Annotated in this window: 27 protein-coding genes; 6 read left to right on the top strand and 21 right to left on the bottom strand. The window is 73.0% G+C overall.

Annotation, left to right across the window (positions count from 1 at the left end):
* Positions 1 to 7: 7 nt before the first annotated feature.
* From HDG68_RS09700 to HDG68_RS09660, 10 genes are all read right to left on the bottom strand, one after another.
* A complete protein-coding gene (locus HDG68_RS09700) occupies positions 8 to 268 on the bottom strand; it encodes a hypothetical protein (protein ID WP_172151577.1) in 261 nt (86 codons plus the stop codon).
* Positions 265 to 1167 carry a hypothetical protein gene (locus HDG68_RS09695; RefSeq protein WP_172151575.1) on the bottom strand — a complete coding sequence of 301 codons (903 nt, stop codon included), beginning with the start codon at positions 1165 to 1167 and terminating at the stop codon, positions 265 to 267. Before HDG68_RS09695 ends, HDG68_RS09700 begins: the two co-directional genes overlap by 4 nt.
* Before the next feature lie 15 nt (positions 1168 to 1182).
* On the bottom strand, positions 1183 to 2472 hold the full coding sequence (locus HDG68_RS09690) for a thymidine phosphorylase (RefSeq protein ID WP_172151573.1): 1290 nt from the start codon (positions 2470 to 2472) through the stop codon (positions 1183 to 1185).
* Complete coding sequence (locus HDG68_RS16720) at positions 2469 to 2858, bottom strand: cytidine deaminase (protein ID WP_343037520.1); 390 nt, start codon at positions 2856 to 2858, stop codon at positions 2469 to 2471. The genes HDG68_RS09690 and HDG68_RS16720 overlap by 4 nt, the downstream gene beginning before the upstream one ends.
* Positions 2859 to 2863: 5 nt before the next feature.
* Complete coding sequence (locus tag HDG68_RS16715; protein WP_216648251.1) at positions 2864 to 4159, bottom strand: ABC transporter permease; 1296 nt, start codon at positions 4157 to 4159, stop codon at positions 2864 to 2866.
* Positions 4156 to 5517: an ABC transporter permease gene (locus HDG68_RS09680; protein ID WP_172151569.1), complete on the bottom strand. Its 1362-nt coding sequence runs from the start codon at positions 5515 to 5517 to the stop codon at positions 4156 to 4158. Before HDG68_RS09680 ends, HDG68_RS16715 begins: the two co-directional genes overlap by 4 nt.
* Positions 5518 to 5554: 37 nt before the next feature.
* Entirely contained in the window at positions 5555 to 7075 is a 1521-nt protein-coding gene (locus HDG68_RS09675; RefSeq protein ID WP_172151567.1) for an ABC transporter ATP-binding protein, read from the bottom strand.
* A 114-nt stretch (positions 7076 to 7189) separates the two neighbouring features.
* Positions 7190 to 8296, bottom strand: a complete 1107-nt coding sequence (locus HDG68_RS09670; protein WP_172151565.1) for a BMP family ABC transporter substrate-binding protein — start codon at positions 8294 to 8296, stop codon at positions 7190 to 7192.
* 184 nt (positions 8297 to 8480) lie between these two features.
* On the bottom strand, positions 8481 to 9656 hold the full coding sequence (locus tag HDG68_RS09665) for an amidohydrolase (protein WP_172151563.1): 1176 nt from the start codon (positions 9654 to 9656) through the stop codon (positions 8481 to 8483).
* Entirely contained in the window at positions 9653 to 10771 is a 1119-nt protein-coding gene (locus HDG68_RS09660; protein ID WP_172151561.1) for a mannose-1-phosphate guanylyltransferase, read from the bottom strand. Before HDG68_RS09660 ends, HDG68_RS09665 begins: the two co-directional genes overlap by 4 nt.
* 154 nt (positions 10772 to 10925) lie before the next feature.
* Here HDG68_RS09660 and sdhC point away from each other — a divergent pair, with 154 nt between their 5' ends.
* From sdhC to HDG68_RS09640, 4 genes are read left to right on the top strand one after another with little or no spacing between them, the layout of a single operon-like run.
* Complete coding sequence (gene sdhC, locus HDG68_RS09655; RefSeq protein WP_172151559.1) at positions 10926 to 11324, top strand: succinate dehydrogenase, cytochrome b556 subunit; 399 nt, start codon at positions 10926 to 10928, stop codon at positions 11322 to 11324.
* Positions 11324 to 11785, top strand: a complete 462-nt coding sequence (locus tag HDG68_RS09650) for a succinate dehydrogenase hydrophobic membrane anchor subunit (RefSeq protein ID WP_172151557.1) — start codon at positions 11324 to 11326, stop codon at positions 11783 to 11785. Before sdhC ends, HDG68_RS09650 begins: the two co-directional genes overlap by 1 nt.
* Before the next feature lie 52 nt (positions 11786 to 11837).
* Positions 11838 to 13673, top strand: coding sequence for a succinate dehydrogenase flavoprotein subunit (gene sdhA / locus HDG68_RS09645; protein WP_172151555.1), 1836 nt, complete (start codon positions 11838 to 11840; stop codon positions 13671 to 13673).
* Entirely contained in the window at positions 13673 to 14446 is a 774-nt protein-coding gene (locus HDG68_RS09640; protein ID WP_172151553.1) for a succinate dehydrogenase iron-sulfur subunit, read from the top strand. Before sdhA ends, HDG68_RS09640 begins: the two co-directional genes overlap by 1 nt.
* Before the next feature lie 222 nt (positions 14447 to 14668).
* On the opposite strand, the gene HDG68_RS09635 is transcribed toward HDG68_RS09640, so the two are convergent.
* From HDG68_RS09635 to HDG68_RS09615, 5 genes are all read right to left on the bottom strand, one after another.
* Positions 14669 to 15691: a YhjD/YihY/BrkB family envelope integrity protein gene (locus HDG68_RS09635; RefSeq protein WP_172151551.1), complete on the bottom strand. Its 1023-nt coding sequence runs from the start codon at positions 15689 to 15691 to the stop codon at positions 14669 to 14671.
* Positions 15692 to 15743: 52 nt separating this feature from the next.
* On the bottom strand, positions 15744 to 16298 hold the full coding sequence (locus HDG68_RS09630) for a 2'-5' RNA ligase family protein (RefSeq protein ID WP_172151549.1): 555 nt from the start codon (positions 16296 to 16298) through the stop codon (positions 15744 to 15746).
* Positions 16295 to 17350, bottom strand: a complete 1056-nt coding sequence (gene trpS, locus HDG68_RS09625; protein WP_172151547.1) for a tryptophan--tRNA ligase — start codon at positions 17348 to 17350, stop codon at positions 16295 to 16297. Before trpS ends, HDG68_RS09630 begins: the two co-directional genes overlap by 4 nt.
* 73 nt (positions 17351 to 17423) lie before the next feature.
* Complete coding sequence (locus HDG68_RS09620; protein ID WP_172151545.1) at positions 17424 to 17843, bottom strand: twin-arginine translocase TatA/TatE family subunit; 420 nt, start codon at positions 17841 to 17843, stop codon at positions 17424 to 17426.
* A 42-nt stretch (positions 17844 to 17885) separates the two neighbouring features.
* On the bottom strand, positions 17886 to 18962 hold the full coding sequence (locus HDG68_RS09615) for a S1C family serine protease (protein WP_343037518.1): 1077 nt from the start codon (positions 18960 to 18962) through the stop codon (positions 17886 to 17888).
* A 169-nt stretch (positions 18963 to 19131) separates the two neighbouring features.
* Here HDG68_RS09615 and HDG68_RS17090 point away from each other — a divergent pair, with 169 nt between their 5' ends.
* On the top strand, positions 19132 to 19374 hold the full coding sequence (locus HDG68_RS17090) for a hypothetical protein (protein ID WP_246253799.1): 243 nt from the start codon (positions 19132 to 19134) through the stop codon (positions 19372 to 19374).
* On the opposite strand, the gene HDG68_RS09610 is transcribed toward HDG68_RS17090, so the two are convergent.
* Positions 19361 to 20248, bottom strand: coding sequence for an anti-sigma factor (locus HDG68_RS09610; RefSeq protein WP_172151541.1), 888 nt, complete (start codon positions 20246 to 20248; stop codon positions 19361 to 19363). The two genes, HDG68_RS17090 and HDG68_RS09610, sit on opposite strands and share 14 nt — an antisense overlap.
* A complete protein-coding gene (gene sigE, locus HDG68_RS09605) occupies positions 20245 to 20829 on the bottom strand; it encodes an RNA polymerase sigma factor SigE (RefSeq protein WP_246253798.1) in 585 nt (194 codons plus the stop codon). The genes HDG68_RS09610 and sigE overlap by 4 nt, the downstream gene beginning before the upstream one ends.
* Before the next feature lie 94 nt (positions 20830 to 20923).
* On the opposite strand from sigE, the gene HDG68_RS09600 reads away from it, so the two are divergent.
* A complete protein-coding gene (locus tag HDG68_RS09600) occupies positions 20924 to 21562 on the top strand; it encodes an O-methyltransferase (protein WP_343037533.1) in 639 nt (212 codons plus the stop codon).
* Positions 21563 to 21676: 114 nt separating this feature from the next.
* Here HDG68_RS09600 and HDG68_RS09595 read toward each other — a convergent pair whose 3' ends face one another.
* The 4 genes from HDG68_RS09595 to dapE form a co-directional block, all read right to left on the bottom strand.
* Positions 21677 to 21844 (bottom strand): DUF3117 domain-containing protein, encoded by a 168-nt coding sequence (locus tag HDG68_RS09595; protein WP_106266794.1) that lies wholly within the window; start codon positions 21842 to 21844, stop codon positions 21677 to 21679.
* A 150-nt stretch (positions 21845 to 21994) separates the two neighbouring features.
* Positions 21995 to 22966 carry a dihydropteroate synthase gene (locus tag HDG68_RS09590; protein WP_172151537.1) on the bottom strand — a complete coding sequence of 324 codons (972 nt, stop codon included), beginning with the start codon at positions 22964 to 22966 and terminating at the stop codon, positions 21995 to 21997.
* Entirely contained in the window at positions 22963 to 23742 is a 780-nt protein-coding gene (locus HDG68_RS09585) for an LOG family protein (RefSeq protein ID WP_172151536.1), read from the bottom strand. The genes HDG68_RS09590 and HDG68_RS09585 overlap by 4 nt, the downstream gene beginning before the upstream one ends.
* 9 nt (positions 23743 to 23751) lie before the next feature.
* Positions 23752 to 24897, bottom strand: a complete 1146-nt coding sequence (gene dapE / locus HDG68_RS09580) for a succinyl-diaminopimelate desuccinylase (RefSeq protein WP_172151535.1) — start codon at positions 24895 to 24897, stop codon at positions 23752 to 23754.
* Positions 24898 to 24917: the final 20 nt, after the last annotated feature.

Here is a 24917-nt window from a genome sequence, read left to right as displayed (position 1 = left end):
GCGGGCGTCAGACGGTCGGGTCGTGACCGGTGTCACCGAGGTCGGCGTCGGGGTCGTCGAGAGGGACCTCGCCGGCCTGCTCGACGACGTCGGCCTCGTCCGCCGACCCCTCCAGGTCGGGACGGGGCGTGCCGGGGTGGTACTCCTCGGCGTCGTGCTCGGGCGTGGGCGTCGACGCGGGTCCGGAGAGCTCCTCGGCCAGGCTCGTCGAGTCGTCGGGAGCGTCCAGGCCGGCGTCGCGCCAGGCGTCAGACGGTGTCGTGCTCATGCCCTCCATGGTGGCGCCTCGTCGCTCGATCCGCGAGGCAGGATCGCCCAGACGACGTGCGGCCAGCCGCCCAGCGCGCGCGTCCTGGCCGCCTCGCCGCGGCGGTCCGGCCGGGTACGGGCGCGGGTCCCGGCGCGCAGCACGGCGGCCGGCAGGGAGTGCAGGGTGCCCGACGACGGCTCGTACAGCGTCGCGGTCGCGTCCGGGGCCGCACCCGTGACCGTCGTCAGCAGCACCACGTGCCGGGGCACCGCCGTCGCCGGACCGCGCGCGAGGTCGCCGCCGCTGTACAGCGGCACCGGGACCCCGGCGCGGGCGGCGTCGAGCGCGGCGTCGAGCACGCGGCGGGCTGCCGCCGACCCCGGTGCGCCGACCACCCGGTGCGTGTACCGGACCGGGCCGTAGCGGGCGTGCGCGGCGGCCGCCCAGGGCGGGGTGCCCAGCGAGGGCGGCCAGCTCGGCAGCCCCAGCGGACCCCGTGTGCAGGCTCGGTGGACACGCTGCTGGTCGGCGGCGAACCGACCCGCCGGATCGCCCTGGCCGGCGCCGTCGCCGCCGTCGCGGCCGTCGCCGCCGGCGACGGCGAGGGCCGCGACCGGGTCGCCCGCGTAGCGCAGCATCGCCAGCACCGCGGCCCCGCAGGTGGTGGGCGAGACCTGCCGCGCCGGCGCGCCGCCCGGGAGAAGGAGCCGGCGAGGCGCCCAGAGGGGCGGCGGGTCGTCGCGACCGAGCGGATCACGGACCCAGCCCAGGCTCTGCTCGTCCCCTGCGCCCGGCACCGCGTCCGACGGCAGGGACGGCCGCCGGAACGTGCCGACCGGCGGCGCCGCCGGGACCTGCCCGGCGAACAGCCCCACCGACCCGAGCAGGTCGGTCAGGCGCAGCCCCGGCAGTCCCACGACGTCACACCGGCGTCAGTCGATCCGGTCCAGCACGACCGGGCCGCGCGCCGGGGCGTCCTGCGCCACCGTCCAGGCGCCGTCGAGCGCCTCGAGGGCGCGGTCGAAGCGCTCGGGCGTGTCCGTGTGCAGGGTGAGCACCGGGGTCCCGGCCCGCACCGTCTCGCCGGGACGCGCGTGGATCTCGATCCCCGCGCCCGCCTGGACCGGATCCTCCTTGCGGGACCGTCCCGCACCCAGCCGCCACGCCGCCACGCCCACGGAGTACGCGTCGAGGCGGTCGACGACCCCGTCGCGGTCGGCCACGACGTCGCGGGTGTGCCGCGCCGTCGGCAGCGGTGCGTCCGGGTCCCCGCCCTGGGCGGCGATCATGCGCCGCCAGACGTCCATGGCGCGGCCGTCGGCCAGCGCCGCGCGCACCTCGTCCTCGCCCACCGGGCGGCCGGCGGCGGCCAGCATCTCCACGGCGAGCGCCACCGTGAGGTCGACCACGTCGCGCGGCCCACCGCCGTCGAGCACCTCGACGGACTCGCGGACCTCCAGCGCGTTGCCGGCGGTACGACCCAGCGGCACCGACATGTCGGTGAGCAGGGCGACCGTACGCACCCCGGCATCCGTGCCGAGCCCGACCATCGTCCGCGCGAGCTCGCGCGCCTGGTCGAGCTCCTTCATGAACGCGCCCGAGCCGACCTTGACGTCGAGGACCAGGGCGCCCGTGCCCTCGGCGATCTTCTTGGACATGATCGAGCTCGCGATGAGAGGGATCGCCTCGACCGTGCCCGTCACGTCACGCAGGGCGTACAGCTTCTTGTCCGCCGGGGCGAGACCCGCGCCCGCCGCGCAGATCACCGCGCCGACGTCGTCGAGCTGCGCGAGCATCTCCGCGTTGCTCAGGGACGCCCGCCAGCCCGGGATCGACTCCAGCTTGTCGAGCGTGCCGCCCGTGTGCCCGAGGCCACGTCCGGACAGCTGCGGGACGGCCACGTCGAACACCGCGACCAGCGGAGCCAGGGGCAGGGTGATCTTGTCCCCCACTCCCCCCGTGGAGTGCTTGTCCGCCGTCGGGCGGGACAGCGACGTGAAGTCCATCCGCTCGCCGGAGTCGATCATCGCCCCGGTCCAGCGCGCGATCTCGTCGCGCTGCATCCCGTTGAGCAGGATCGCCATCGCGAGCGCGGCCATCTGCTCCTCGGCGACGACGCCGCGGGTGTAGGCGTCCACGACCCAGTCGATCTGCGCGTCCGACAGCAGGCCGCGGTCGCGCTTGGTACGGATGACGTCGACGACGTCGAACGGTTCGCTCATCGGGTCAGGTCCTCCGGTCCGAACGCCTGGGGCAGCAGCTGGTCCATGGTGATCACGCCCTGGGGGGTCTCGACCAGCAGCTCCGGCCCCCCGTGCTCCCACAGCAGCTGGCGGCAGCGTCCGCACGGCGTGATCACGCGGCCGCGCCCGTCGACGCACGTGAAGGCGGTCAGCCGGCCCCCACCGCCCGTGACCAGCGCCGAGACCAGCGAGCACTCGGCGCACAGCGTGACGCCGTAGGCGGCGTTCTCCACGTTGCAGCCCACCAGCAGGCGACCGTCGTCCGCCGTCGCCGCCGCGCCGACCGCGTACTGGGAGTAGGGCACGTAGGCGTGGCGGGAGACGTCGCGGGCGGCCGACCGCAGGGCGTCCCAGTCGGGTCCCACGTCGCCTACTCCTTCGTGTACGGGGTCGCCAGCGCCGCGGGCGGCCGCGAACGGCCCACCAGGCCCGCGACGGCGAACAGCGTCACGACGTACGGCAGCATGAGCATGAACTGGCTCGGCACCGGGGAGCCGACGACGGACAGCACGTTCTGGAGGTTCGTCGCGAACCCGAACAGCAGCCCCGCCAGCGCGGCGCGCACCGGGTTCCACTTGCCGAAGATCATCGCCGCCAGGGCGATGAAGCCGGCGCCCGCGGTCATCTCGCGGCCGAACTGGTTGATGGAGACCACCGTGTAGAAGGCGCCGCCCATGCCGCCGACCAGACCCGCGATCAGCAGGGCGCGGTACCGGGTGCGCAGCACCTCGATGCCCACGGTGTCCGCGGCACGCGGGTGCTCGCCGACGGCCCGCAGCCGCAGCCCCCAGCGGGTGCGGAAGAGCCCGTACCAGACGCCGAACACGATCACCGGCATCAGGTAGACGACGATCGTCTGGTCGAACAGCACCGGCCCGATGACGGGGATGCGCTCCAGGAACGGGATGGGGATGCGCTCGAACCGCGTCGTCGAGTTCAACGTCTCGGTGTTGGGCACCAGCACCAGGGAGTAGAAGAAGCTCGTCAGGCCGATGACCAGCACGTTGAGCACCACACCGACGATGATCTGGTTGACGCGGTAGGTGATGGTGAACACGGCGAGCACCAGGGACACCAGCGCCGAGGCCAGCATCGCGGCGACCAGTCCGACCCACGGGCTGTTCGTCAGCGACCCCGCGACGGCGGCGGTGAAGGCACCGGCCAGCAGCTGGGACTCGATGGCGATGTTGATGGTGCCGGAGCGTTCGCCGATGACACCGCTGAGCGAGCCGTAGACGAGCGGCACGGACAGCGCGACCGCCCCGCCGAGCAGCCCGACGACGGACAGGTCGCGCGCGCTGCCGGCGGCGGCCCAGGCGAGGAAGCCGAACAGCAGCACGGCGGCGAACACGCCCGTCACCCACAGCGGGGTACGGCGCGCACGCCGGGTCGCCAGCACCGAGGGCACCACGAGCACGGCACCGATCGCGGCGCACAGCCAGGCGGTGGCCATGCCCGGGATCACGTACACCGGCAGCTGGAAGAAGTCCGTCGGGGTGGACAGCGAGAAGCGGGCGTCACCCTCGCGGGGCGCCAGCAGGAGCAGCAGGGCGTACAGCGCCAGGACGACGCCGAGCGCGATCGGCGTCTTCCACGACACGGTGCTAACGGTGCGCGGCGCGTCCGGCGTGGCCGCGGGCGTGCCGTCGACGGCGGGGGCGGTCATGCCGACACCTCCTTCCGGGCGGCCTTCGACCGCTTCTTCTTCGGGGCGCTGCCAGGCTGGGGCAGGCGGAAGATGGCCCGCACCAGCGGCGGCGCCGCGATGAACAGCACGATGAGGGACTGGACCACCAGCACGATCTCGATGGGGATGCCCTCGGCGGCCTGCATGGCCGAGCCACCGGCCTTGAAGGCGCCGAACAGGATGCCCGCCCCGAGGACGCCGAGCGGGTTGGAGTTGCCCAGGAGGGCGACGGTGATCGCGTCGAAGCCGATCCCCGCGTCGATGTCCGACCCGAAGCCGGTCGTGACGGTGCCCAGGACCTGGGTGACGCCCGCCAGGCCCACGAGCGCACCGGCGACGAGCATCACCGAGACCGTCGAGCGGGACACGTCGATGCCCGCCACCCGAGCGGCGCGGGGGTTCTCCCCGACCGCGCGGTAGGAGAACCCGACCGCGGACCGGTTGAGGATCCACCACACCACCGCGACGGCCACGAGCGCCAGGACGAAGCCCCAGTGCAGCGTGTAGCGCTCACCGAGCAGCGGCGGCAGCTGCGCCGACTCCGGCGTCGGCGGGGTCTTGGGGTTCGCCGACCCGGGAGCCTGCATCAGCCCCGGCGTGGCCAGGAAGTAGGACAGCAGGTACAGGGCCACGTAGTTGAGCATGATCGTCACGATCACCTCGTGGGCGCCGGTGCGCGCCTTCAGCAGGCCGGCGATGCCCGCCCACAGGGCCCCGGCCAGGATGCCGGCGACGAGCGCCAGGATCAGGTGCAGCGGGAACGGCAGCCCGGTGACGCCGAAGCCGACCCAGCCGGCCGCCGTGGCGGACATCAGCATCTGGCCCTGGCCACCGATGTTCAGCAGGCCGGCGCGGAACGCGATCGCCACGCCCAGACCCGCCGCGATGAGCGGCGTGGCGTTGTTGAGCGTCTGCGTCAGGGGGCGGATCCCGGCGGCGAACGTGTCCGCGCGGAAGTTGTAGACGGCTCCCTGGAACAGCGCCGAGTAGGCGCCGCCCACGGCCTCACCGACGGCCGCGAAGGTGTCACCCGGGCGGGAGAAGAAGTACCCGGCCGCCTCCTGGACCGCCTCGTCGGTGACGATGATCATCAGCGAGCCCGCGATCACCGCCAGCAGGATGGCGCCCAGCGCCACGGCCCAGCCGCCCGAGATGATCCGGCGGAACGCCTCCTGCCAGCGGTCGTCGGTCTCGCCGTCGTCCGCCGCGCCCTCGCGGGCCTTCTCCTGCTCGATCTCCTCGGCCCGACCCGGCTCCGTCGTTCCGACGGGCTCGCGGTCGTCCGCGGGCGGCTGCTCGGCGGAGTCGGCGGGGTCCTGTCCCGGCCTCGCGCTCACGCGGATCCCTCCTTGCGTGCCCGTGCCCGCTGCCTCGTCACGCGGCGTCTCCTTCGGTCTCGGGCGCGACGCCGGCCATCATCAGGCCGAGCACGTCGCGCGGGGTGTCGGCCGGCACGATCCCGACCACGCGCCCGCGGTACATCACCATGATCCGGTCGGCGAGGGCGACGGCCTCGTCGAGCTCGGTCGAGACCACGATCACCGGGATGCCGGCGTCGCGCGTCTCCACGATGCGCTGGTGGATGAACTCGATCGAGCCCACGTCGACGCCGCGGGTGGGCTGGGCGGCGACCAGCAGCCGCAGCTCGCGGGACATCTCCCGCGCCAGCACCACCTTCTGCTGGTTGCCGCCGGACAGCCGGCCCACGGGCAGGTCGATGCCGGTGGTGCGCACGTCGAACTCGTCGACCTTCTCGCGGGCGAACTCGTCGCGCAGACCGAGCTGCAGCGAGCCGGCCCGCACGAACGGCGCCCCGTCGGTGCGGTCGAGGATGAGGTTCTCGGCGATGCTGAACTCGCCGACGAGCCCGTCGGTGCTGCGGTCCTCGGGCACGAACCCGACACCGGCGTCGAGCACCTTGCGCACGCTGCGGCCCCGCAGCTCGGACCCGTCCAGCAGGATCGACCCGCGGGCGTCCGGGTGCAGGCCGATGAGGGCCTCGGTGAGCTCGGTCTGCCCGTTGCCCTGGACGCCCGCGATCACCAGGATCTCGCCGCCGCGCACGGTGAAGCTGACGTCGTCGACGACGACCTGCCCGTTCGGGGTGGCGACCTGGAGGTGGGAGACGGCCAGCTCGTTGTCCGTGTGCCGGGCCGCCTGCTTGTCGACGGTGAGCTGCACGGCGCGGCCCACCATCAGGGAGGCGAGCTCGTTGTCCGGTGCGGTGGGGTCGGCCTCGCCGACCACCTTGCCGTGCCGGACCACGGTGATCCGGTCGGCGACCTCGCGCACCTCGCGCAGCTTGTGGGTGATGAAGACGATGGCCTTGCCCTCGTCCTTGAGCTGACGCATGATCGCCATCAGCTCGTCGGTCTCCTGCGGGGTGAGCACCGCCGTGGGCTCGTCGAAGACGAGCACCTGGGCGTCCCGGCTGAGAGCCTTGATGATCTCGACCCGCTGCTGGACACCGACCGGCAGGTCCTCGACGACGGCGTCCGGGTCGACGTGGAAGCCGAAGCGGTCCGCGGTGCTGCGCACCGTCTCGCGCGCGGCCGACAGGTCGAGGATGCCGGGGCCGTGAGTGGTCTCGTGGCCGAGCATGACGTTCTCCGCGACGGAGAAGACGGGCACCAGCATGAAGTGCTGGTGGACCATGCCGATGCCCGCGTTCATCGCGTCACCGGGGCCCTCGAAGTCCTGCACCTCGCCGTCGAGGAGGATCTCGCCCTCGTCGGCGTCGTACAGGCCGTACAGGACGTTCATCAGCGTGGACTTGCCGGCGCCGTTCTCCCCCAGGAGGCAGTGGATCTCCCCCGGTTCGACCACCAGGTCGATGTGGTCGTTGGCCACCAGCGCGCCGAAACGCTTGGTGATCCCCCGCAGCTCGAGCCTCATCGCGGTCCGCCTGCCCCTTCCGTCACGGTTCTGGTCGTCAGCCTAGGCCGCACCGCGCGGCGGGACACGGTGGACGCACCGTGTCCCGCCGCGCGGTGACGACTGCTCAGCCGATCACTGATCCAGGTAGGAGGTGACCTCGAGCTCGCCGTCGATGATCTGCTGCTGCAGGTCCTCGACCTCGGTCATCAGCTCGGGGTCCACCTGGTCCTCGAAGTCGTGCAGCGGGGCGAGGCCCACGCCCTCGTTCTCGAGGGTGCCGATGTACGGCTCTGGGTCGAACTCCTCGGTGGCGGCGGTCATGAGCGCGTCGTGGACCGAGACGTCCATCTTCTTGAGGATGGAGGTCAGCACGTAGGGCTGGGTGCTCGGGTCGGTCTCGTAGAAGTCCGCGTCGACACCCACGAGGGCGACGTCGCGGCCGGAGTCCTGGATGGCGGCGACGGCCGACTGGTAGATGGGGCCGCCGACGGGCAGGATCACGTCGACGCCCTGGTCCAGGATGTTCGTCGCGGTGGTCTTCGCCGTCTGGTTGGCCTCGAACCCGCCGGTGAACGAGCCGTCCTCGCCGCCGGAGTAGCCGATGACCTCGACCTCGGCGTCGTTGACCTCGTTGAAGTGCTCGACGCCCTGCTTGAAGCCGTCCATGAAGATGGTCACGGTCGGGAACGGCTGACCGCCGAAGGTCCCGACCTTTCCGGCCTCGGAGTAGCCCGCGGACAGGTAGCCGGCCAGGAACGCGGCCTCGGCCGTGTTGTAGAGCAGCGGCTTGATGTTGTCGGCGTCCGCCTCGCCGTCGAAGTCCGCGTCCGCGGCGTCGTCGACGAGGAAGTAGTCGGTCTCGGGGTTCGCGTTCGCCGACTCGATGGTGTCCGCCGACAGGGCGAAGCCGACCGAGACGATGGCGTCGCAGCTCTGGTCGACCAGCGACTGGAGGTTCGGCTGGAAGTCGGTCTCGGACTGCGACTGCACGTCGATGACGGTCTGGCCCAGCTCCTCGGCGGCCTGCTGGGTGCCCTCGAAGCTGAGCTGGTTGAAGCTCTTGTCGTCGAAGCCGCCCTGGTCGGAGACGATGCAGGGCTGGTAGTCGACGGTCTCGCTCTCGGCCATCTCGGTCTCGGTGGACTCGTCCGCGGGGGTCTCCTCCGGGGCCGCTCCGCACGCCGCGAGGGTCAGTGCCGCCGCGCCGGCGAGGGCGGTGAACTTGATCGCACTCTTCACCTGTCGCTCCTGTCGATGATGGGGGTGAGCACGGGCACCCGCCCGTCTCACGATCAGAGACGCACAGCCTAGCCACGCCGGGGGCCGCTTCCAGTCCAGAGTGCAGGTCGTGGCCGAGTCGTTATCGAATGGGTACACCGCTGGAATGAGGTGCGTCACACCCGACCGTACGCCCGACGGTCCGTCAGGACAGCGCGAACCGCGCCAGCACCCGGGCGCCGATCGCGATGGCGCCCTCCTCCACCACGAGGTCGCCCCGGTGGATGTCGTAGCGGCGCCCGCCCGGCGTCGCCGTGCCGAGCCGCGCCATCGCCCCGGGCACCTTGGTCAGGTACCAGGCGAAGTCCTCGCCGCCGAGGGACTGCTCGGTCAGGACCACGCCGTCCTCGCCGAGCACCGCGGCCCCCGCCGCCTCCAGCGCGGCGGTCACGTCGGCGTCGTTGTCCACCGGGGGCACGCCGCGGACGTGGTGCACCGACACGTCCACGTCGTAGGGCGCCACCACCTGCTCGACGGCGTCGTGCAGCACCTGGCCCGCCTTCTCCCACGCCCGCACGTCGAGGCAGCGCAGGGTGCCCTTGGCGACGCCCGACGCCGGGATGGCGTTGTGGGCATGCCCCGCCTCGACGGCACCCCAGGTGAGGTTCACCCCCGAGCGCGGGTCCAGGCGACGCCCCAGCACGGCCGGCACCTGGGTGACGACCTGACCGAGCGCGTACACGACGTCCCCGGTCAGGTGCGGACGCGAGGTGTGCCCGCCGCCGGAGGACAGCGTCACGGTCACCAGGTCGGACGCCGACGTGATGGGACCGATGCGCGTCCCCACGAGACCGACGTCGAGCTTCGGCTCGGTGTGCACCGCCGCGATGCGGTCGACCCCGTCCAGCACACCCTGGGCGACGACCTCCAGGGCCCCGCCCGGCATCGTCTCCTCGGCGGGCTGGAAGATCAGCCGGACGCCGTGCCGCAGGATCCCCTCGTCGGCCAGCCTCGCCAGCGCCAGCCCGGCGCCCAGCACGACGGCGGCGTGCACGTCGTGGCCGCACGCGTGCGCCACGCCGGGCACGGTCGAGACGAAGTCGCAGCCGCAGGCGTCGTCCAGGGGCAGCGCGTCGATGTCCGCGCGCAGGGCCACGCGGCCGCGCCCCGGCACGTCGGGGCCGACGTCGCACACCAGCCCGGTGGGCTCGAGCAGCCGGGGCGCCAGCCCGGCCGCGCGGAGCCGCTCGGCGAGCACCGCCGTCGTGCGCACCTCCTGGCGCGCCGTCTCCGGGTGGGCGTGCAGGTCGCGGCGCACGGCCACGAGCTCCGGCTCCAGGCCGGCGACGATCTCGTCCAGACGGGCGCCGGGCCCGTTCACAGCAGGTCCTCGCGGCCGCTGGCACGGACCGCGTCCACCATGGCGCGCACCTGCTGCGCCCGCCCGCGCGTGGTCACCAGCAGCGCGTCCGGGGTGTCGACGACCACGACGTCGTCGATCCCGAGCAGGGTGACCGTCCGCCCGCCCGCGGGGACCACCACGGAGCCGGCGCTCTGGACGCGCACGACGTCCGCGCTGTCACCGAGCACCTTCGACCCCGAGTCGTCGTCGGCCGGCAGGAGCGCCGCCAGCGAGTTGAAGTCGCCGACGTCGTCCCAACCGAAGGACCCGGGCACCATCGCCACGCCGCCCGCCGCCGCCACCGGCTCGGCCACGGCGTGGTCGATGGCGATCCGCTCGAGCGCCGGCCACTCGACCTCCAGCACGGCGTCCCGCTCGGCCGTGTCCCACGAGGCCGCGACACGGCGCAGACCGTCGTGCAGGGCAGGGCGCTGCTCGGCCAGGTGACGGAGCAGCACCGTGGTGCTGGCGACGAAGATGCCCGCGTTCCACCGGTACTCGCCGGAGGCCAGGTAGCCCCGGGCGGTGGCGGCGTCGGGCTTCTCGGTGAACCCCGACACGTGCACCGCGCTGGGAGCACCGTCCACCCCGAGCGGCGCGGCGCCGTGCACGTACCCGAACGCGGTGGACGGCCGCGACGCGGCGATGCCGATCGTGGTCACGTACCCTTCGCGCGCCGCCGCGACGGCCTCGCGCACCGAGCGCTCGAACTCCGGTCGGCCCGAGATCACCTGGTCCGCGGCGAACGAACCGAGCACGACCTCCCCGTGGCGCTGCTCCAGGACCGCCGCCGCCAGCCCGATCGCCGCCATCGAGTCGCGCGGCGACGGCTCGGCGAGCACCTGCCCGGCACCCAGCGACGGGAGCTGGTCGCGCACGGCAGCCTCGTGCTGCCGCCCCGTCACGACCAGCACGCCCGACTCACCGGCCAGCGGCACCAAGCGGTCGGCGGTGCCCTGGAGCAGGGTGCGGCCCGAGCCGGTCAGGTCGTGCAGGAACTTGGGCGAACCGGCCCGCGAGACCGGCCACAGCCGGGTACCCGCCCCTCCGGCAGGGATGACGGCGTGGAACCCGGGGATAGCAGCAGAGGGCATGTGCGCAGCATAGTGACGCGCCGGGCCCCGATGACGTGACGCCTGTGGAATGAGTCACAGATTCTGCGCAGAGACGCCGTTTTCGGACCCTCCGTGACCCGATCGCGACCCGGTGTCACTACAGTGTCTTCACGTAACCGCACCCACTCCGCCAATGGAGGCTCCCCCCGTGCCGAACGCTCCCGCAGGCACGCTCTACCGCGGCCGTGAAGGCATGTGGTCCTGGGTCGCGCACCGCGTGACCGGCGTGTCCATCTTCTTCTTCCTGCTCGTGCACGTGCTCGACACGGCACTGGTGAGGGTCTCCCCCGAGGCGTACAACGCCGTCATCGGCACGTACCAGACGCCGATCATGGGGCTCGGCGAGGCGGGCCTGGTCGCCGCCATCGTCTTCCACGCCTTCAACGGCCTGCGCATCGCGCTCGTGGACTTCTGGTCCAAGGGACCGCAGTACCACCGCGTGATGCTCTGGGTGGTCCTGGGGCTGCTCGTCGTGACCATGGCCGGCTTCCTGCCGCGGCACCTGATGAACGTCTTCGGAGGTGGGCACTGATGGCTCAGACCGACGCGACCCCCCTGGTCGCCAGCCCGCGCTCCCCGTACGTGCGGCGCAAGACGACCCGTGGCAACTTCGAGCTGTACTCCTGGGTGTTCATGCGCGCCTCCGGCGTGGTGCTCGTCGCCCTGATCTTCGGCCACCTGTTCGTCAACCTCATGGTCGGGGACGGCGTGCACGCGATCGACTTCGCGTTCGTGGCCGGCAAGTGGGCCAGCCCGTTCTGGCAGGTCTGGGACCTGCTCATGCTGTGGCTCGCGATGATCCACGGCACCAACGGCGTGCGCACCATCATCAACGACTACGCGCAGCGGGACCTCACCCGCGGCGTGCTCAAGAGCCTGCTCTACCTGGCCTTCACCCTCACGGTGGTGCTGGGGACGCTCGTGATCTTCACGTTCGACCCGTGCCCGCCCGAGGCGCCGGCCGAGCTGCTCGCCTCGTTCTGCACGGCCTGAGCCGCCCGCACCCCCCAGCCCGCTGACCACCACGCAGGAGGCATCGACACCGATGCAGACCCACCAGTACGACGTCGTCATCGTCGGCGCAGGCGGCGCCGGCATGCGTGCGGCGCTCGAGGCGTCCAAGGACGCGCGCACCGCCGTCATCTCCAAGCTCTACCCCACCCGCTCCCACACCGGCGCCGCCCAGGGCGGCATGGCCGCCGCGCTGGCGAACGTCGAGGACGACAACTGGGAGTGGCACACCTTCGACACGGTCAAGGGAGGCGACTACCTCGTCGACCAGGACGCGGCCGAGATCCTCGCCAAGGAGGCGATCGACTCCGTCCTCGACCTGGAGCGCATGGGGCTGCCGTTCAACCGCACCCCCGAGGGCCGGATCGACCAGCGCCGGTTCGGCGGGCACACCCGTGAGCACGGACAGGCCGCCGTGCGCCGCGCCTGCTACGCCGCGGACCGCACCGGGCACATGATCCTGCAGACGCTCTACCAGAACTGCGTCAAGCAGGACGTGGAGTTCTTCAACGAGTTCTACGTGCTCGACCTGCTCACCGACCACGACCTGACCACCGAGGAGCTGGACGACGACGCCGAGGTCAACGCGACCGGCGTCGTCGCCTACGACCTCGCCAGCGGCGAGATCCACGTGTTCCAGGCCAAGGCGATCATCTTCGCCACCGGTGGCGCGGGCAAGATCTTCAAGACCACGTCCAACGCCCACACCCTCACCGGTGACGGCATGGCCCTCGCCTACCGCCGCGGGCTGCCGCTGGAGGACATGGAGTTCTTCCAGTTCCACCCCACCGGCCTGGCGGGCCTCGGCATCCTGCTGTCCGAGGCGGCCCGCGGCGAGGGCGGCATCCTGCGCAACGCGGACGGCGAGCGCTTCATGGAGCGGTACGCCCCCACCATCAAGGACCTCGCCCCCCGCGACATCGTGGCGCGGTCGATGGCCAACGAGGTACGGGAGGGCCGCGGGGCGGGTCCGAACAAGGACTACGTGCTGCTCGACCTGACGCACCTCGAGCCGGCGCACATCGACGCCAAGCTGCCCGACATCACCGAGTTCGCCCGCACCTACCTCGGCATCGAGCCCTACACCGAGCCGGTGCCCGTCTACCCCACGGCGCACTACGCCATGGGCGGCGTGCCCACGAACGTCAAGGGCGAGGTGCTGCGCGACAGCCACAACGTGGTCAAGGGCCTGTACGCCGCCGGCGAGGTGGCGTGCGTGTCCGTGCACGGCTCCAACCGGCTCGGCACCAACTCGCTGCTGGACATCAACGTGTTCGGCAAGCGCTCCGGCCGGTCCGCGGCGGCCTACGCCAAGACCGTCGAGCAGCACCTGCCGATCCAGGAGAACCCGACCGAGCGCGTCGAGGCCCAGCTGTCCGAGATGCGCGACCGGCCCGACGGCGAGCGGGTCGCCGAGGTGCGCAAGGCCCTGCAGGAGACGATGGACGCGAACGCCCAGGTGTTCCGCACCAACGAGTCGCTGCAGCAGGCCGCCGACGACATCCGCGAGCTGCAGAAGCGCTACCGGAACGTCTCCGTGCAGGACAAGGGCACGCTGTTCAACACCGACCTGCTCGAGGCGATCGAGCTCGGCTTCCTGCTGGACATCGCCGAGGTCACGGTGCTCGCGGCGCTCAACCGGCGCGAGTCGCGCGGCGGTCACTACCGCGAGGACTTCCCCGACCGGGACGACACCAACTACATGCTGCACACGATGGCGTACCGCCGTCCGACGTCGGCTCCCGACGCCGCCGACGGGCACGTCGAGGGCTACTTCGACCACGTCGAGGACTTCGGGGACTACAAGGTGGTCCTGGGGTCCAAGCCCGTCACCCAGACGCGCTACGAGCCGATGGAGCGGAAGTACTGATGACTGCTGTTGTGGAAGAGAACACCGCGAGCTCCGCTCCGGAGTCCCAGGCCGGTGCCGTCGCCTCCTTCGAGGTCACGCTCAGGATCCGCCGGTACAACCCGGAGGTCTCCGCCGAGCCGACCTGGGAGGAGCACACCGTCACGGCCTACGGCACCGACCGTGTGCTGGACGCCCTGCACAAGATCAAGTGGGAGACGGACGGGTCGCTGACGTTCCGGCGCTCGTGCGCCCACGGCGTGTGCGGGTCGGACGCGATGCGCATCAACGGTCGCAACCGCCTGGCCTGCAAGACGCTGCTGAAGGACATCAACCCGGACAAGCCGATCACCGTCGAGCCCATCAAGGGCCTGCCGGTGGTCAAGGACCTCGTGGTCGACATGGAGCCGTTCTTCGCCTCCTACCGCGAGATCATGCCGTTCCTGGTCACCTCCGGCAACGAGCCCAGCCGTGAGCATCTGCAGTCCCAGGCCGACCGCGACCGGTTCGACGACACCACCAAGTGCATCCTGTGCGCCGCGTGCACGTCGTCCTGCCCGGTGTTCTGGACCGACGGTCAGTACTTCGGCCCCGCGGCGATCGTCAACGCCCACCGGTTCATCTTCGACTCGCGCGACGAGGCCGCCACGCAGCGCCTCGAGATCCTCAACGACAAGGAGGGCGTGTGGCGCTGCCGCACCACCTTCAACTGCACCGAGGCGTGCCCGCGCGGCATCGAGGTCACCAAGGCGATCCAGGAGGTCAAGCGGGCGATGATCACCCGCGCCTTCTGAGGACCCGACGCCGGGGACACGGGGCCGTCGACGCCACGCCGCGCCGACTCCCGCGGTCGCCCCTCGCTGCCCGATGACCGAATTGCCGACGTCGGCAGTTCGTGACGGGATCGGTCGTTCCGACTGCCGATCTCGGCACGAGCTGCCGACGTCGGCAGTTCGGCCGTTCTCGGTCGTGGCCGCTCAGGGCTCTCGGAACTCGGGTCCGGGGTCTTCGGCCGTTCAGAACGCGTACCGGCCCCGGCGCACGCCGCGGACCACCGGGCTGTAGGGTCGCCCGCTCCCGGAGCCCTGCCGCACCAGCCGTTCGACCTCCTCCTCGTGCCGGAGGGCGGCGAGCTCGGCGTCGGCCCGCGCGATCTCGTCCAGCCGCGGCGGGTCGTACATCCAGGCGCAGACGATCAGCAGCATCCGGGACAGGAAGTTGGCGAGCAGCAGGATGGTGCCGATCGTCACGAACGAGCCCAGCAGGATGTTGTTCGACACGCTGGAGGTCACCAACGAGGTCCCCGCGTAGCGCAGCGCCCCGGAGACCACGCCGGCGAGCAGGCAGCCGATCACCATGTCCCGGCCCCGTCGCGGGCGCACACGGCCCACCACGCGGACCACGAGGAAGACCACCACGGCGTCGAGCACCACGGCGACGGCGAGGCTCCCGACGGCCAGCAGGCGCCCGACGGCGGGGTTGTCCCCGAACCAGGAGTCGACCTCGCTCGTGACGGCGCTCGACAGGATGCTGGCGCCCGCCGTCACCACGACCATCACCCCGAGCAGCAGGAACCCGGCGAGCTGCCACACCTTGGCCAGCACCGGATTCACCCCGACCACCGGGGCGTCGAACATCGACCGGATCGAGTGCCGCAGGGCACCCATGAAGCTGATGGCCGTCCAGAGCAGCACCACGGTAGCGATCAGCGTCGCCGGGTTCCAGACGTTCTCGACGACCAGATCCTGCGGGTTCAGCTGACCGTCTCCGGTGCCGATCAGGCCGGGCAGCCACAGCTCGATCTGGTCGGTGACCGCCGCCATGAGGTCGGGGCGGTTGCCGAGCGTCGCCGAGAAGATCGTGAAGCCGATGGTCAGCCCCGCGCCGATGGCGAACAGCGCCGAGTACGCGATCCCGCCCGAGAGCAGGTTGCCGCGCCGCGCCGTGTACCACTGGACGGCGCGGACCTCACGGCGGTCCTTCACCCAGCCGACGAGGCGGGTGAGGACTTCCTTGATTCCGTCGTCACGTTCAGGCACGCCACGACACTAGCCGCGCGGAGCGCAGGGGGCACGGCGGCAGCCGCCGAGGTCAGGACGTCGGGGGCGAGCCACCCAGCACGAACGCGCGTCGCGGCCGCCACACGCCGTCGTCACCGTGGGTGTACTGCCAGAAGCGGTCGACCTCGAACTCGGCCTCGAACCCCGCCATCGTCTCGAAGGCCTCGTCCATCGCGGCGTCGGGGATCTCGTGGGCGATCGTGACGTGCGGGTGGTAGTTGAACCGCAGCTCCTGGGCGAGCACGCCGGACCGCGCCTGCTGCTCGAGCAGCTCGCACTCCGCGATCCCCTCGACGAGGGAGACGAACACGACCGGGGAGACGGGCCGGAACGTCCCGGTGCCCCGCAGGTGGACGCGGAACGGCGCCGACTCGGCGGCGACCTTCTCCAGGTGCTCGGCAACCGCAGCAAGCGTCGAGTCGTCCACGACGGTGGGGCCGACGACGGTGATGTGCGGCGGGATCACGTCGGCCAGCGGGTCCCCCACGTCGGCACGCGCCTGCTGCAGCCTGCTCGCGTGCGGCTCGGGGACGGCGATCGCGATGCCGATCCGCGTCTGGTCCGGGCCCCTGGCGGGGATGTTCACCGCGCACCTCGCGGCAGCAGCCCGAACCGGTCGAAGATGCGCGCCCGCACGCCGGCCGCGATCTCCCGCGCCCGCTCCGCGCCGTCGTCGAGCACCTTGTCGAGCTGCGCCGGGTCCCCGAGATAGGTCTGCGCCCGCTCCTGGAACGGCTCGAGGAACGCCACGACGGCGTCGGCGAGGTCGACCTTGAGGTACCCGTAGCCGCGGCCGTCGTACTCGGCGGCGATGTCCTCGACCGCGCGGCCGGTGACGGCCGAGTAGATGGTCAGCAGGTTCGAGATGCCCGGCTTGGCCTCGCGGTCGAAGTAGACCGCGTAGGAGTCGTCGGCGTCCGTGACGGCGGACCTGACCGCCTTCGCTGCCTTCTTCGGGTCCTCGAGGAGCCAGATGACGCCCTTGCCGCCCGCGTTCGACTTGGACATCTTCGCCGTGGGGTTCTGCAGGTCCTGGATCTTGGCGGTGGAGCCCACGATGTGCGCGTCCGGGACGACGGCGGTGCCCGCGCCGAACCGGGCGTTGAGGCGCTCGGCCAGGTTGCGCGTGAGCTCGAGGTGCTGACGCTGGTCCTCACCGACCGGGACCAGGTTGGCGTCGTAGGCCAGGATGTCCGCCGCCATCAGCACCGGATAGGTGAACAGCCCGACCGTGGTGCCCTCGGTGCCCTGCTTGGCGGACTTGTCCTTGAACTGCGTCATGCGGCTCGCCTCGCCGAACCCGGTCTGGCAGCTCAGCAGCCAGGCCAGCTCCGCGTGCTCGGGCACGTGCGACTGGACGAAGAGCGCTGAACGGGCGGGGTCGACGCCGCCGGCCAGGTATTGCGCCGCCGTGGCCCGGGTGCGCTCTCGCAGCGCGGCCGGGTCCGGGTTCACCGTGAGCGCGTGCAGGTCGACGACGCAGTAGAGGGCGTCGTAGTCCTCCTGGAGGGCCACCCACTGGGTCAGCGCCCCGAGATAGTTGCCCAGGTGCAACGAGGAGTCGGTGGGCTGCATCCCCGAGAGGATGCGGGGGCGGGACGCGGACGGCGTGCCCGCGGCGGTGACGGCGTCGGACATGTGACTCATTCTGACAGGTCGGCGGGGTGCGCCGGAAACTCCCCGGGAACACGTGGCGCGGGTCGGGACGGGCTCACGTGGCCTCGTCGTCGAACGGTGCGGGACCGGCACCCGGTGCGGGACCGGCGGTCGGCGTGCCGGGTGCTCCGGCCACCGGCGCCGCGGCGGCGCCGGCCGTCGGGCGAGGCCCGGAGCCGGAGCCCCCGCTCGTGCGGGCGGGACGTTGCGCCGGCTCGTCGTCGAGCAGCGCCTCCTTGACGATGCGGCGCGGGTCGTACTGCCGCGGGTCGAGCTTCTGCCAGTCCACGTCCCGGAACTCGTCGCCGAGCTCGGAGTCCACCCGTGCCTTGGCGTCCCGGACGAGCACCTTGCCCTGGCGCACGAGCGCCCCGAGCTGGGCGGCGTACCGGGGCAGGCGCTCGGGACCGATCAGGACCAGAGCCAGCACCACGATGACGATGAGCTCGCCGCCGTTGATTCCGAAGAAGCTCACGGCCGACAGCCTAGCCCGCGGCGTCGCGGGACAGGTACCGCGTCACTCGCCGTCGCTCTCCTGCAGGACGACGCGCACGTCGCGCTCCTCCTCGCCGCTGCGCACGCGCAACGTCACGGCGTCGCCCGGCTGCCGGGCACGGATCGCCACGATCAGCTCGTCGCTGCGCGAGACGGGCCGGCCGTCGATCGCGAGGATGACGTCGCCGGCACGCACGCCCGCGAGGTCGGCGGGCCCGCCGGACGTCACGGGCGCGTTGCCCTGCTGCGGATCCTCGGAGACCTTGACCCCCTCGCCGGTGTACGTCGTGTCCAGCAGGACGCCGATTACCGGGTAGGTCGCCTGCCCGGTCTCGATGAGCTGCTCGGCGGTGGTGCGTGCCTGGTTCGCCGGGATGGCGAACCCCAGACCGATGCTCCCAGTGGCCTGCAGCGCGCCCGGGGCCTGCGCGATGGCGGAGTTGATGCCCACCACCTCGCCGTCCGCGTCGACCAGCGGACCGCCGGAGTTGCCGGGGTTGATCGCGGCGTCGGTCTGGATCGCGTCGATGAACGCCGTGGAGGACTGGTCCCCGGCCTGCACGGGGCGGTGCAGGGCCGAGACGATGCCCGTCGTCACGGTCGAGTCCAGACCGAGCGGGGCACCGACGGCCAGCACCTGGTCGCCGACGACGACGTCGTCCGAGTCGCCGAGCACGAGCGGCGTCAGCCCGTCGACGTCGATCTTGACGACGGCCAGGTCGTAGTCCGTGGTGAGCCCCACGACCTCGCCGGGGTGCTCGCTGCCGTCGGACAGCACCACGGTCACCGCGCCGCCGTCGTCACCCGCGGAGACCACGTGGGCGTTGGTCAGGACGTAGCCGTCCTCGCGCAGCACGAACCCGGAGCCGGTCGACCCGGCGCCGCCCCCGCCGGAGACCTCCAGGGAGACCACCGAGGGGAGCACGTCCGCGGCGATCGCCGCCACGGACCCGGCGGGGCGGGACAGGTCCGTGCCCTCACCGCCGTCGGGCGCCGCGGGCAGGTCGGCCTCCACCGGCGCATCCTCCGCCGTCGTGCCCGAGAGCCGGTCGCCGGCGAACCCGCCCACCAGCCCGGCCACGAGCGCCAGGACGACCACCAGCGCGACCCGCGCGGCGCCCAGCCGGGGGCGGGCGGGACGTGGCGGTGGCGTCGCAGCGGGGTGCGGGCCGCTCGGCGCGGCGGGACCGGACGGCGCGGCGGGACCGGACGGCGCGGCGGGACCGGACGGCGCGGCGGGACCGGACGGCGCGGCGGGGCCGGACGGCGTGGCAGGTCCGGTCGGCGGGGCGGCGGAACCTGTCGGCGCAGTCGCGTTCCGCGGCGCCCAGGACGCTGGCGAGGCCGGCGAGGCGGTCCAGGCCGCCGGGGACGACGGCGGGGTCGCGGCGGACCGCGCCGGGGACGACGGCGTGCCCGGCTCGGCCCGGGGCGCGGGCGCCTCGCGGCGCGGCGGAGGCTCCGGGGTGGCGAACAGGTCCGTCGGGTCGTGGGACGTCATGGGCTGCTGAGTGCTCCTGTCACGGTCGACCAGCCCCGGGTGAGTCGAGGCACGACCCCGGCATCGTAGGCACGCCCGGGGAAGGCCGCGACCACGTCGCGGACCACGTCGTGCGGCGCGTCGGTCGTAACCTCCACGACGACGTCCCCCGACTGCCAGGCCACGTGCCACGGGTCGCCCGTCAGGACGACGACGTCGGACCGGTCGTCGAACGACACGGTCGCCTCGGGCTCGCCGACGTCGGCGAGCCGGCCCCGCTGCTCACGCACCACGACCGGTCCGTCCGGCCCGTCCAGGTCGATCTCCAGGACGTCGTCCGCGGCCCGCACCGCGGTGATCTCGTACCCGGCGGGCAACGCCGCGGGAGCCACGAACCCGGCCGACTCGATCGCCTCCCCCGATCCGCCCGGCGTCGTCGACGCCGACGCCAGCGTGGACAGCGCGGCCGCCCGCGACGGGTCCGGGGCGACCACGGGCGCCTGGCCCAGCGCGAACAGCGTGCACCCGAGCACGCCGACCCCGCCCACGCCGGCGAGCGCGACCCGCCGACGGCGGCGACGGCGGCGTTCCACCGCGACGTCGCCGGTCAGCGTGGTCCGCCACTCCACCGGCGTCGACCACGTCGTGTCCCGCTCGGGGGCCCGCAGCGGATCCCCGTCGGTGGACGGGATCGACGCGGACAACGCGAGCAGGCGCCGCGTCAGGTCCGGGTCGGCGACGACGTCCCCGGCACCGGCCAGGTGCCGACGCGCCGCGCGGGCCGTCTCCAGCTCCGCGGCGCACGTCGGGCACGCCGCCACGTGCGCGAGGGCGCGCTCGGTGTCCTCCGCACCGAGCTGTCCGTCCGCGAGCGGGCTCACCCAGTCCCCGAGGTGCCGGCTCACCCGCTCACCTCGCTGCGTCGGTGCTCCAGGGCGTCGCGCAGCTGGGCGCGCGCCCGGTGGATCCGCGAGCGGACGGTGCCGATCTTGATGCCGAGGGTGACGGCGATCTCCTCGTAGCTGAGCCCCTCGATGTCGCACAGCACGACGGCGGCGCGGTACTCCGGCCGCAACGCGTCCAGCGCCGCCTGCACGTCGTGGTCGAGGTGGGCGTGCTCGAACCCGCGCTCGGGACGCGAGCGGTCGTCGGTGGCCTCCACCCGGGACGCGTCCTCGCCCATCGCCTCGAACCGGATGCGCTTCTTGCGGCGGACCTGGTCGAGGAACAAGTTGGTCGTGATGCGGTGCAGCCAGCCCTCGAACGTGCCGGGGGTGTAGCTGGACAGGGACCGGAACACCCGCAGGAACGTCTCCTGGGTGAGGTCCTCGGCGTCCTGACGGTCGCCGGTCAGCCGGTACGCGAGCCGGAACACCCGTGCCGAGTGCTCGCGGACGATCTCGTCCCACGTCGGGGGGACCCACGGCGTGGTGCCGTCGGGGGACGGTCCGTCGCTGGGTCGGGTGCTGGCTACGGTCTCGGTCATCACGGCCATGGTCCCACGCCAACGTGTGAGCACCCTGAACGGTTCCCCCGTACGATCGGCCCAGCGAGCAAGGGGGGCCGACATCACCACCGGGATCGGTGCCCACGACGGTCCGAGTGCCGCCTGGGCCTTCAGCGAGACGTACCTCACCGAGGACGTGACGCTGCTGCGCGCCCGCGAGCGGGGCGAGGAGCTGGGCTGCCGCTCGATCTCGACCGGTACCGGCGCGCTGCTGCGCACCCTCGCGGCGGCCCTGCAGGCGCGGGCCGTCGTCGAGCTGGGCACGGGCAGCGCGGTCGCCTCCCTGTGGCTGCTGCGCGGCATGGCACCGGACGGCGTCCTGACCACGATCGACGCCGACGGCGAGCATCTGCGGGCCGCCAAGGCGGCGTTCGCCGACGAGGGCGTCCCGGCGCACCGCACCCGCACGATCGCCCGCTCCGCCGCGGAGGTGCTGCCCCGTCTCACCGACGGCGCCTACGACCTCGTGGTCGTCTCGACCGAGCCGCACGCGCTGCCCGGCCAGGTGACCGCGGCGGTCCGGCTGCTGCGTCCCGGCGGGATGCTCGTGATCACCGACGCCCTGCTCGGTGGCCGAGTCGCCGACCCCGCGCTGCGCGACGAGGAGACCGCCATCGTGCGCGAGGTCACCGGCGCGCTCCGCGACGACGACCGGCTGGCCCCGGCGGTCGTGCCTGTCGGCGAGGGCGTGCTGCTGGCGGTACGCCGGTAGCCGGGGCCCGTCACCCCGCTGGGCACGGCGCGGACCCGTCCGGACGCGCGGCGGGCGCGGAGCGGGGGGTCCCGCTCCGCGCCCGTGGATCGCGTCGGCCGGAGGCGTCCGACGTCAGCCGGTGACGGCCTGGAGGGCCTCGCCCAGCTCGCCGGCCTCGGTGGCGTTCAGCTCGACCACCAGGCGACCGCCGCCCTCCAGCGGGACACGCATGACGATGCCGCGTCCCTCCTTGGTGACCTCGAGCGGCCCGTCGCCCGTGCGCGGCTTCATCGCAGCCATGTGTGGCTCTCCATTTCCGTTGTCCGGTTCCTCGACCCGCCCCCGCACCGTCGCCCCGGCAGCGGGTCGACGCCACCAGCACGGCCACGCAGGATGAGGCCTGCCTCACCATTCTACCGTCGGACCAGCGCGTCCTCGGTCAACGGCCCGTCACGCCAGTCCCCTGCGGGCCGCCCGCGGCGGGGCCTCGTCCCGGACCGCGGCGACCATCTCCAGCACGTGCCGGGTCGCGGCGACGTCGTGGGCGCGGAACACGCGCGCGCCGTGCCAGGCGGCCAGCGCGGTCGCGGCGAGCGTGCCGGGCAGGCGCTCGTCCGGCGGCAGGTCGAGCGTCTCGCCCACGAAGTCCTTGCGGCTCAGCGCCATCAGCAGCGGGTGCCCGAGCCCGGCCAGGACCTCGGTGCGCCGCAGCAGGTGCAGCGAGTGCCAGGTGTTCTTGCCGAAGTCGTGCGTGGGGTCCACCAGCACCGACGACGGCGGCACCCCGGCGGCGACCGCCCGCGCCGCGCCGCGCCGCAGGGTGGCCACCACGTCCCGGGTGACGCCGTCGCGCGGGTCGTCGAGGGCCTGCTCGACCGGGTCACCCGGGTCACCCGGGTCCCCGGGGCCGAGGGGGCCGCCGTCGTACGTGACGCGGTACGGGTCGGTGCGCGGCCGGGCACCGCCGGTGTGGGAGCAGACCACCCCGACCCCCGCCGCCCCGGCGACCTCGACCAGCTCCGGGTCGTGACCGGCCCACGTGTCGTTGATCAGGTCGGCACCGGCCTCGATCGCCGCCCGCGCGACGCCGGCACGCCAGGTGTCCACGCTCAGCAGCAGGTCGGGGACCTGGCGGCGCACCTCGGCGACGAACGGCACCACGCGGTCGATCTCGGCCGCCTCGTCGACCTCCGGGCCGACCCCGGCCCGCACGCCACCGACGTCGAGGATGGCGGCGCCGTCGGACCAGGCGGCGTGCGCGGCCGCGAGCGCCGGCCCGTCGTCCGCGAGCCGTGCCGGGGCGTAGAACGAGTCGGTGGTGCGGTTCACGATGGCCATCACCACCGGGCGCACGACGCCGTCGTCGTCCCGGCCGACCTCCCGGCCGCGCAGGACGAGCGGGGCCCCGGCCGGGGGGATCACTCGCGGAACTCGGCGGCGAGCGCGCGGCCGCGTTCGAGGACGTGCTCGACGGCGTCCGGGGCGCTGTCGGTCAGGTGCAGCAGGTCGATGTCGCCGGGGCTGATCATGCCGCGGTCCACGACGGCGGAGCGCATCCAGTCCAGCAGGCCGCCCCAGTAGTCGCTGCCGACGAGCACCAGCGGGAACCCGGTGACCTTGTGCGTCTGGACGAGGGTGAGCGCCTCGAAGAGCTCGTCGAACGTCCCGAACCCGCCGGGCAGGACGATGAAGCCCTGGGCGTACTTGACGAACATCGTCTTGCGCGCGAAGAAGTAGCGGAAGCTGACGCCCCGGTTGACGTGGGCGTTCATGCCCTGCTCGAACGGGAGCTCGATACCCAGGCCGATCGACGTGCCGCCCGCCTCCGCGGCGCCCTTGTTGGCCGCCTCCATGATCCCGGGCCCGCCGCCGGTGATCACCGAGTACCCGGACTCGACGAGCAGGCGGCCGATCTCCTCGCCGAGGGCGTAGTCCGGGTGGTCGGGCGCGGTGCGGGCCGAGCCAAACACCGACACGGCCGGGCCGACCTCCGCGAGCGCACCGAAACCCTCGACGAACTCGGCCTGGATGCGCATGACACGCCACGGGTCGGTGTGGACCCACTCCGCGCCCTCCCCCGGCGCCAGCAGCCGCTGGTCGGTGGTGCTGTCGGGGATCTGGGTGCCGCGCAGCAGCACGGGCCCCTTGCGGTAGCCCCGGCCGGACTGGGGCACGCCGTCGTCGGTGCGTTCGCTCATAGGGCGAGCCTAGGCACCGCGCAGCCAGGACCGCAGGGCGTCGCGGCACACGGCGAGCTCGGCGACGGGGACGCGTTCGTCGTCGGCGTGGGCCAGCGAGGCGTCACCGGGGGCGAAGTTGACCGCGGGCACGCCGAGCTCGGCGAACCGCGCGACGTCGGTCCACCCGAACTTGGGCCGGGGTGTCCCGCCGGTGCGTGCCAGCACGGCGGCGGCGAACTCGGCGGCCAGCGGGTCGTCGAGGCCCGGGCGGGCGGCCGGGGAGGCGTCGGTGACCTCGACGTCGTAGCCGGTGAACAGCTCGCGCAGGTGGGCCTCGGCCTCGGCCAGGGTGCGTGACGGCGCGAACCGGTAGTTGACGGTGACGGTGCAGGCGTCGGGCACGACGTTGCCGGCGATGCCGCCGCGGACGCCGACGGCGTTGAGGCCCTCGCGGTAGACGAGCCCGTCGACCTCGACCTCGGCGGCCTCGTAGGCGGCGAGGGTCGCGAGGATCGGCGCCGCGGCGTGGATCGCGTTCTCGCCGCGCCAGGAGCGGGCCGAGTGCGCCGCCACGCCCCGGGTGCGCACGTCGACACGGATCGTGCCCTGGCAGCCGCCCTCGATGTTGGCCGACGTCGGTTCGCCGAGCACCGCGAAGTCCCCGGCGAGCAGCTCCGGGCTGTTCGCCGCCAGGCGCTTCAGGCCGCTCCTGGACTCCTCGACCTCCTCGTGGTCGTAGAAGACGTAGGTGAGGTCCGCGACCGGCTCGCTGCCGGGGCGGCCGAGCTCGATCGCGAGCGCCAGCATCACCGTCAGCCCCGCCTTCATGTCGACCGTGCCGCGGCCCCGCAGCACGCGGTCGTCGCCGGTGCCCTCGAGCCGGACGGGCAGGTTCGGCGGGTCGGTCAGGGGCACGGTGTCGAGGTGCCCGGCGAGCACGACGCGGCGGTCACGGCCCAGGTCGGTGCGGGCCACGAGGGCGTCGCCGTCACGGTGCACGCTCAGGTGCGGCTGGTCGCGCAGCACGGCCTCGACGGCGTCGGCGAGGTCCGTCTCGGCGCCCGAGACCGACTCGACGTCGCAGATCGCGGCGCACAGGCCGGCCAGGTCCGAGGCGGGGACGGTCGCGGGGTCCACGAGGGCGGGATCGAGGCGGGTGGGCGCACTGGTCACCCGCTCATCGTGCCACCTCG

Source organism: Isoptericola chiayiensis (assembly GCF_013149805.1).
GTDB lineage: Bacteria > Actinomycetota > Actinomycetes > Actinomycetales > Cellulomonadaceae > Isoptericola > Isoptericola chiayiensis.
Note: the sequence above shows the minus strand (reverse complement) of the source record. Positions and strands in the feature narration are given on the sequence as shown.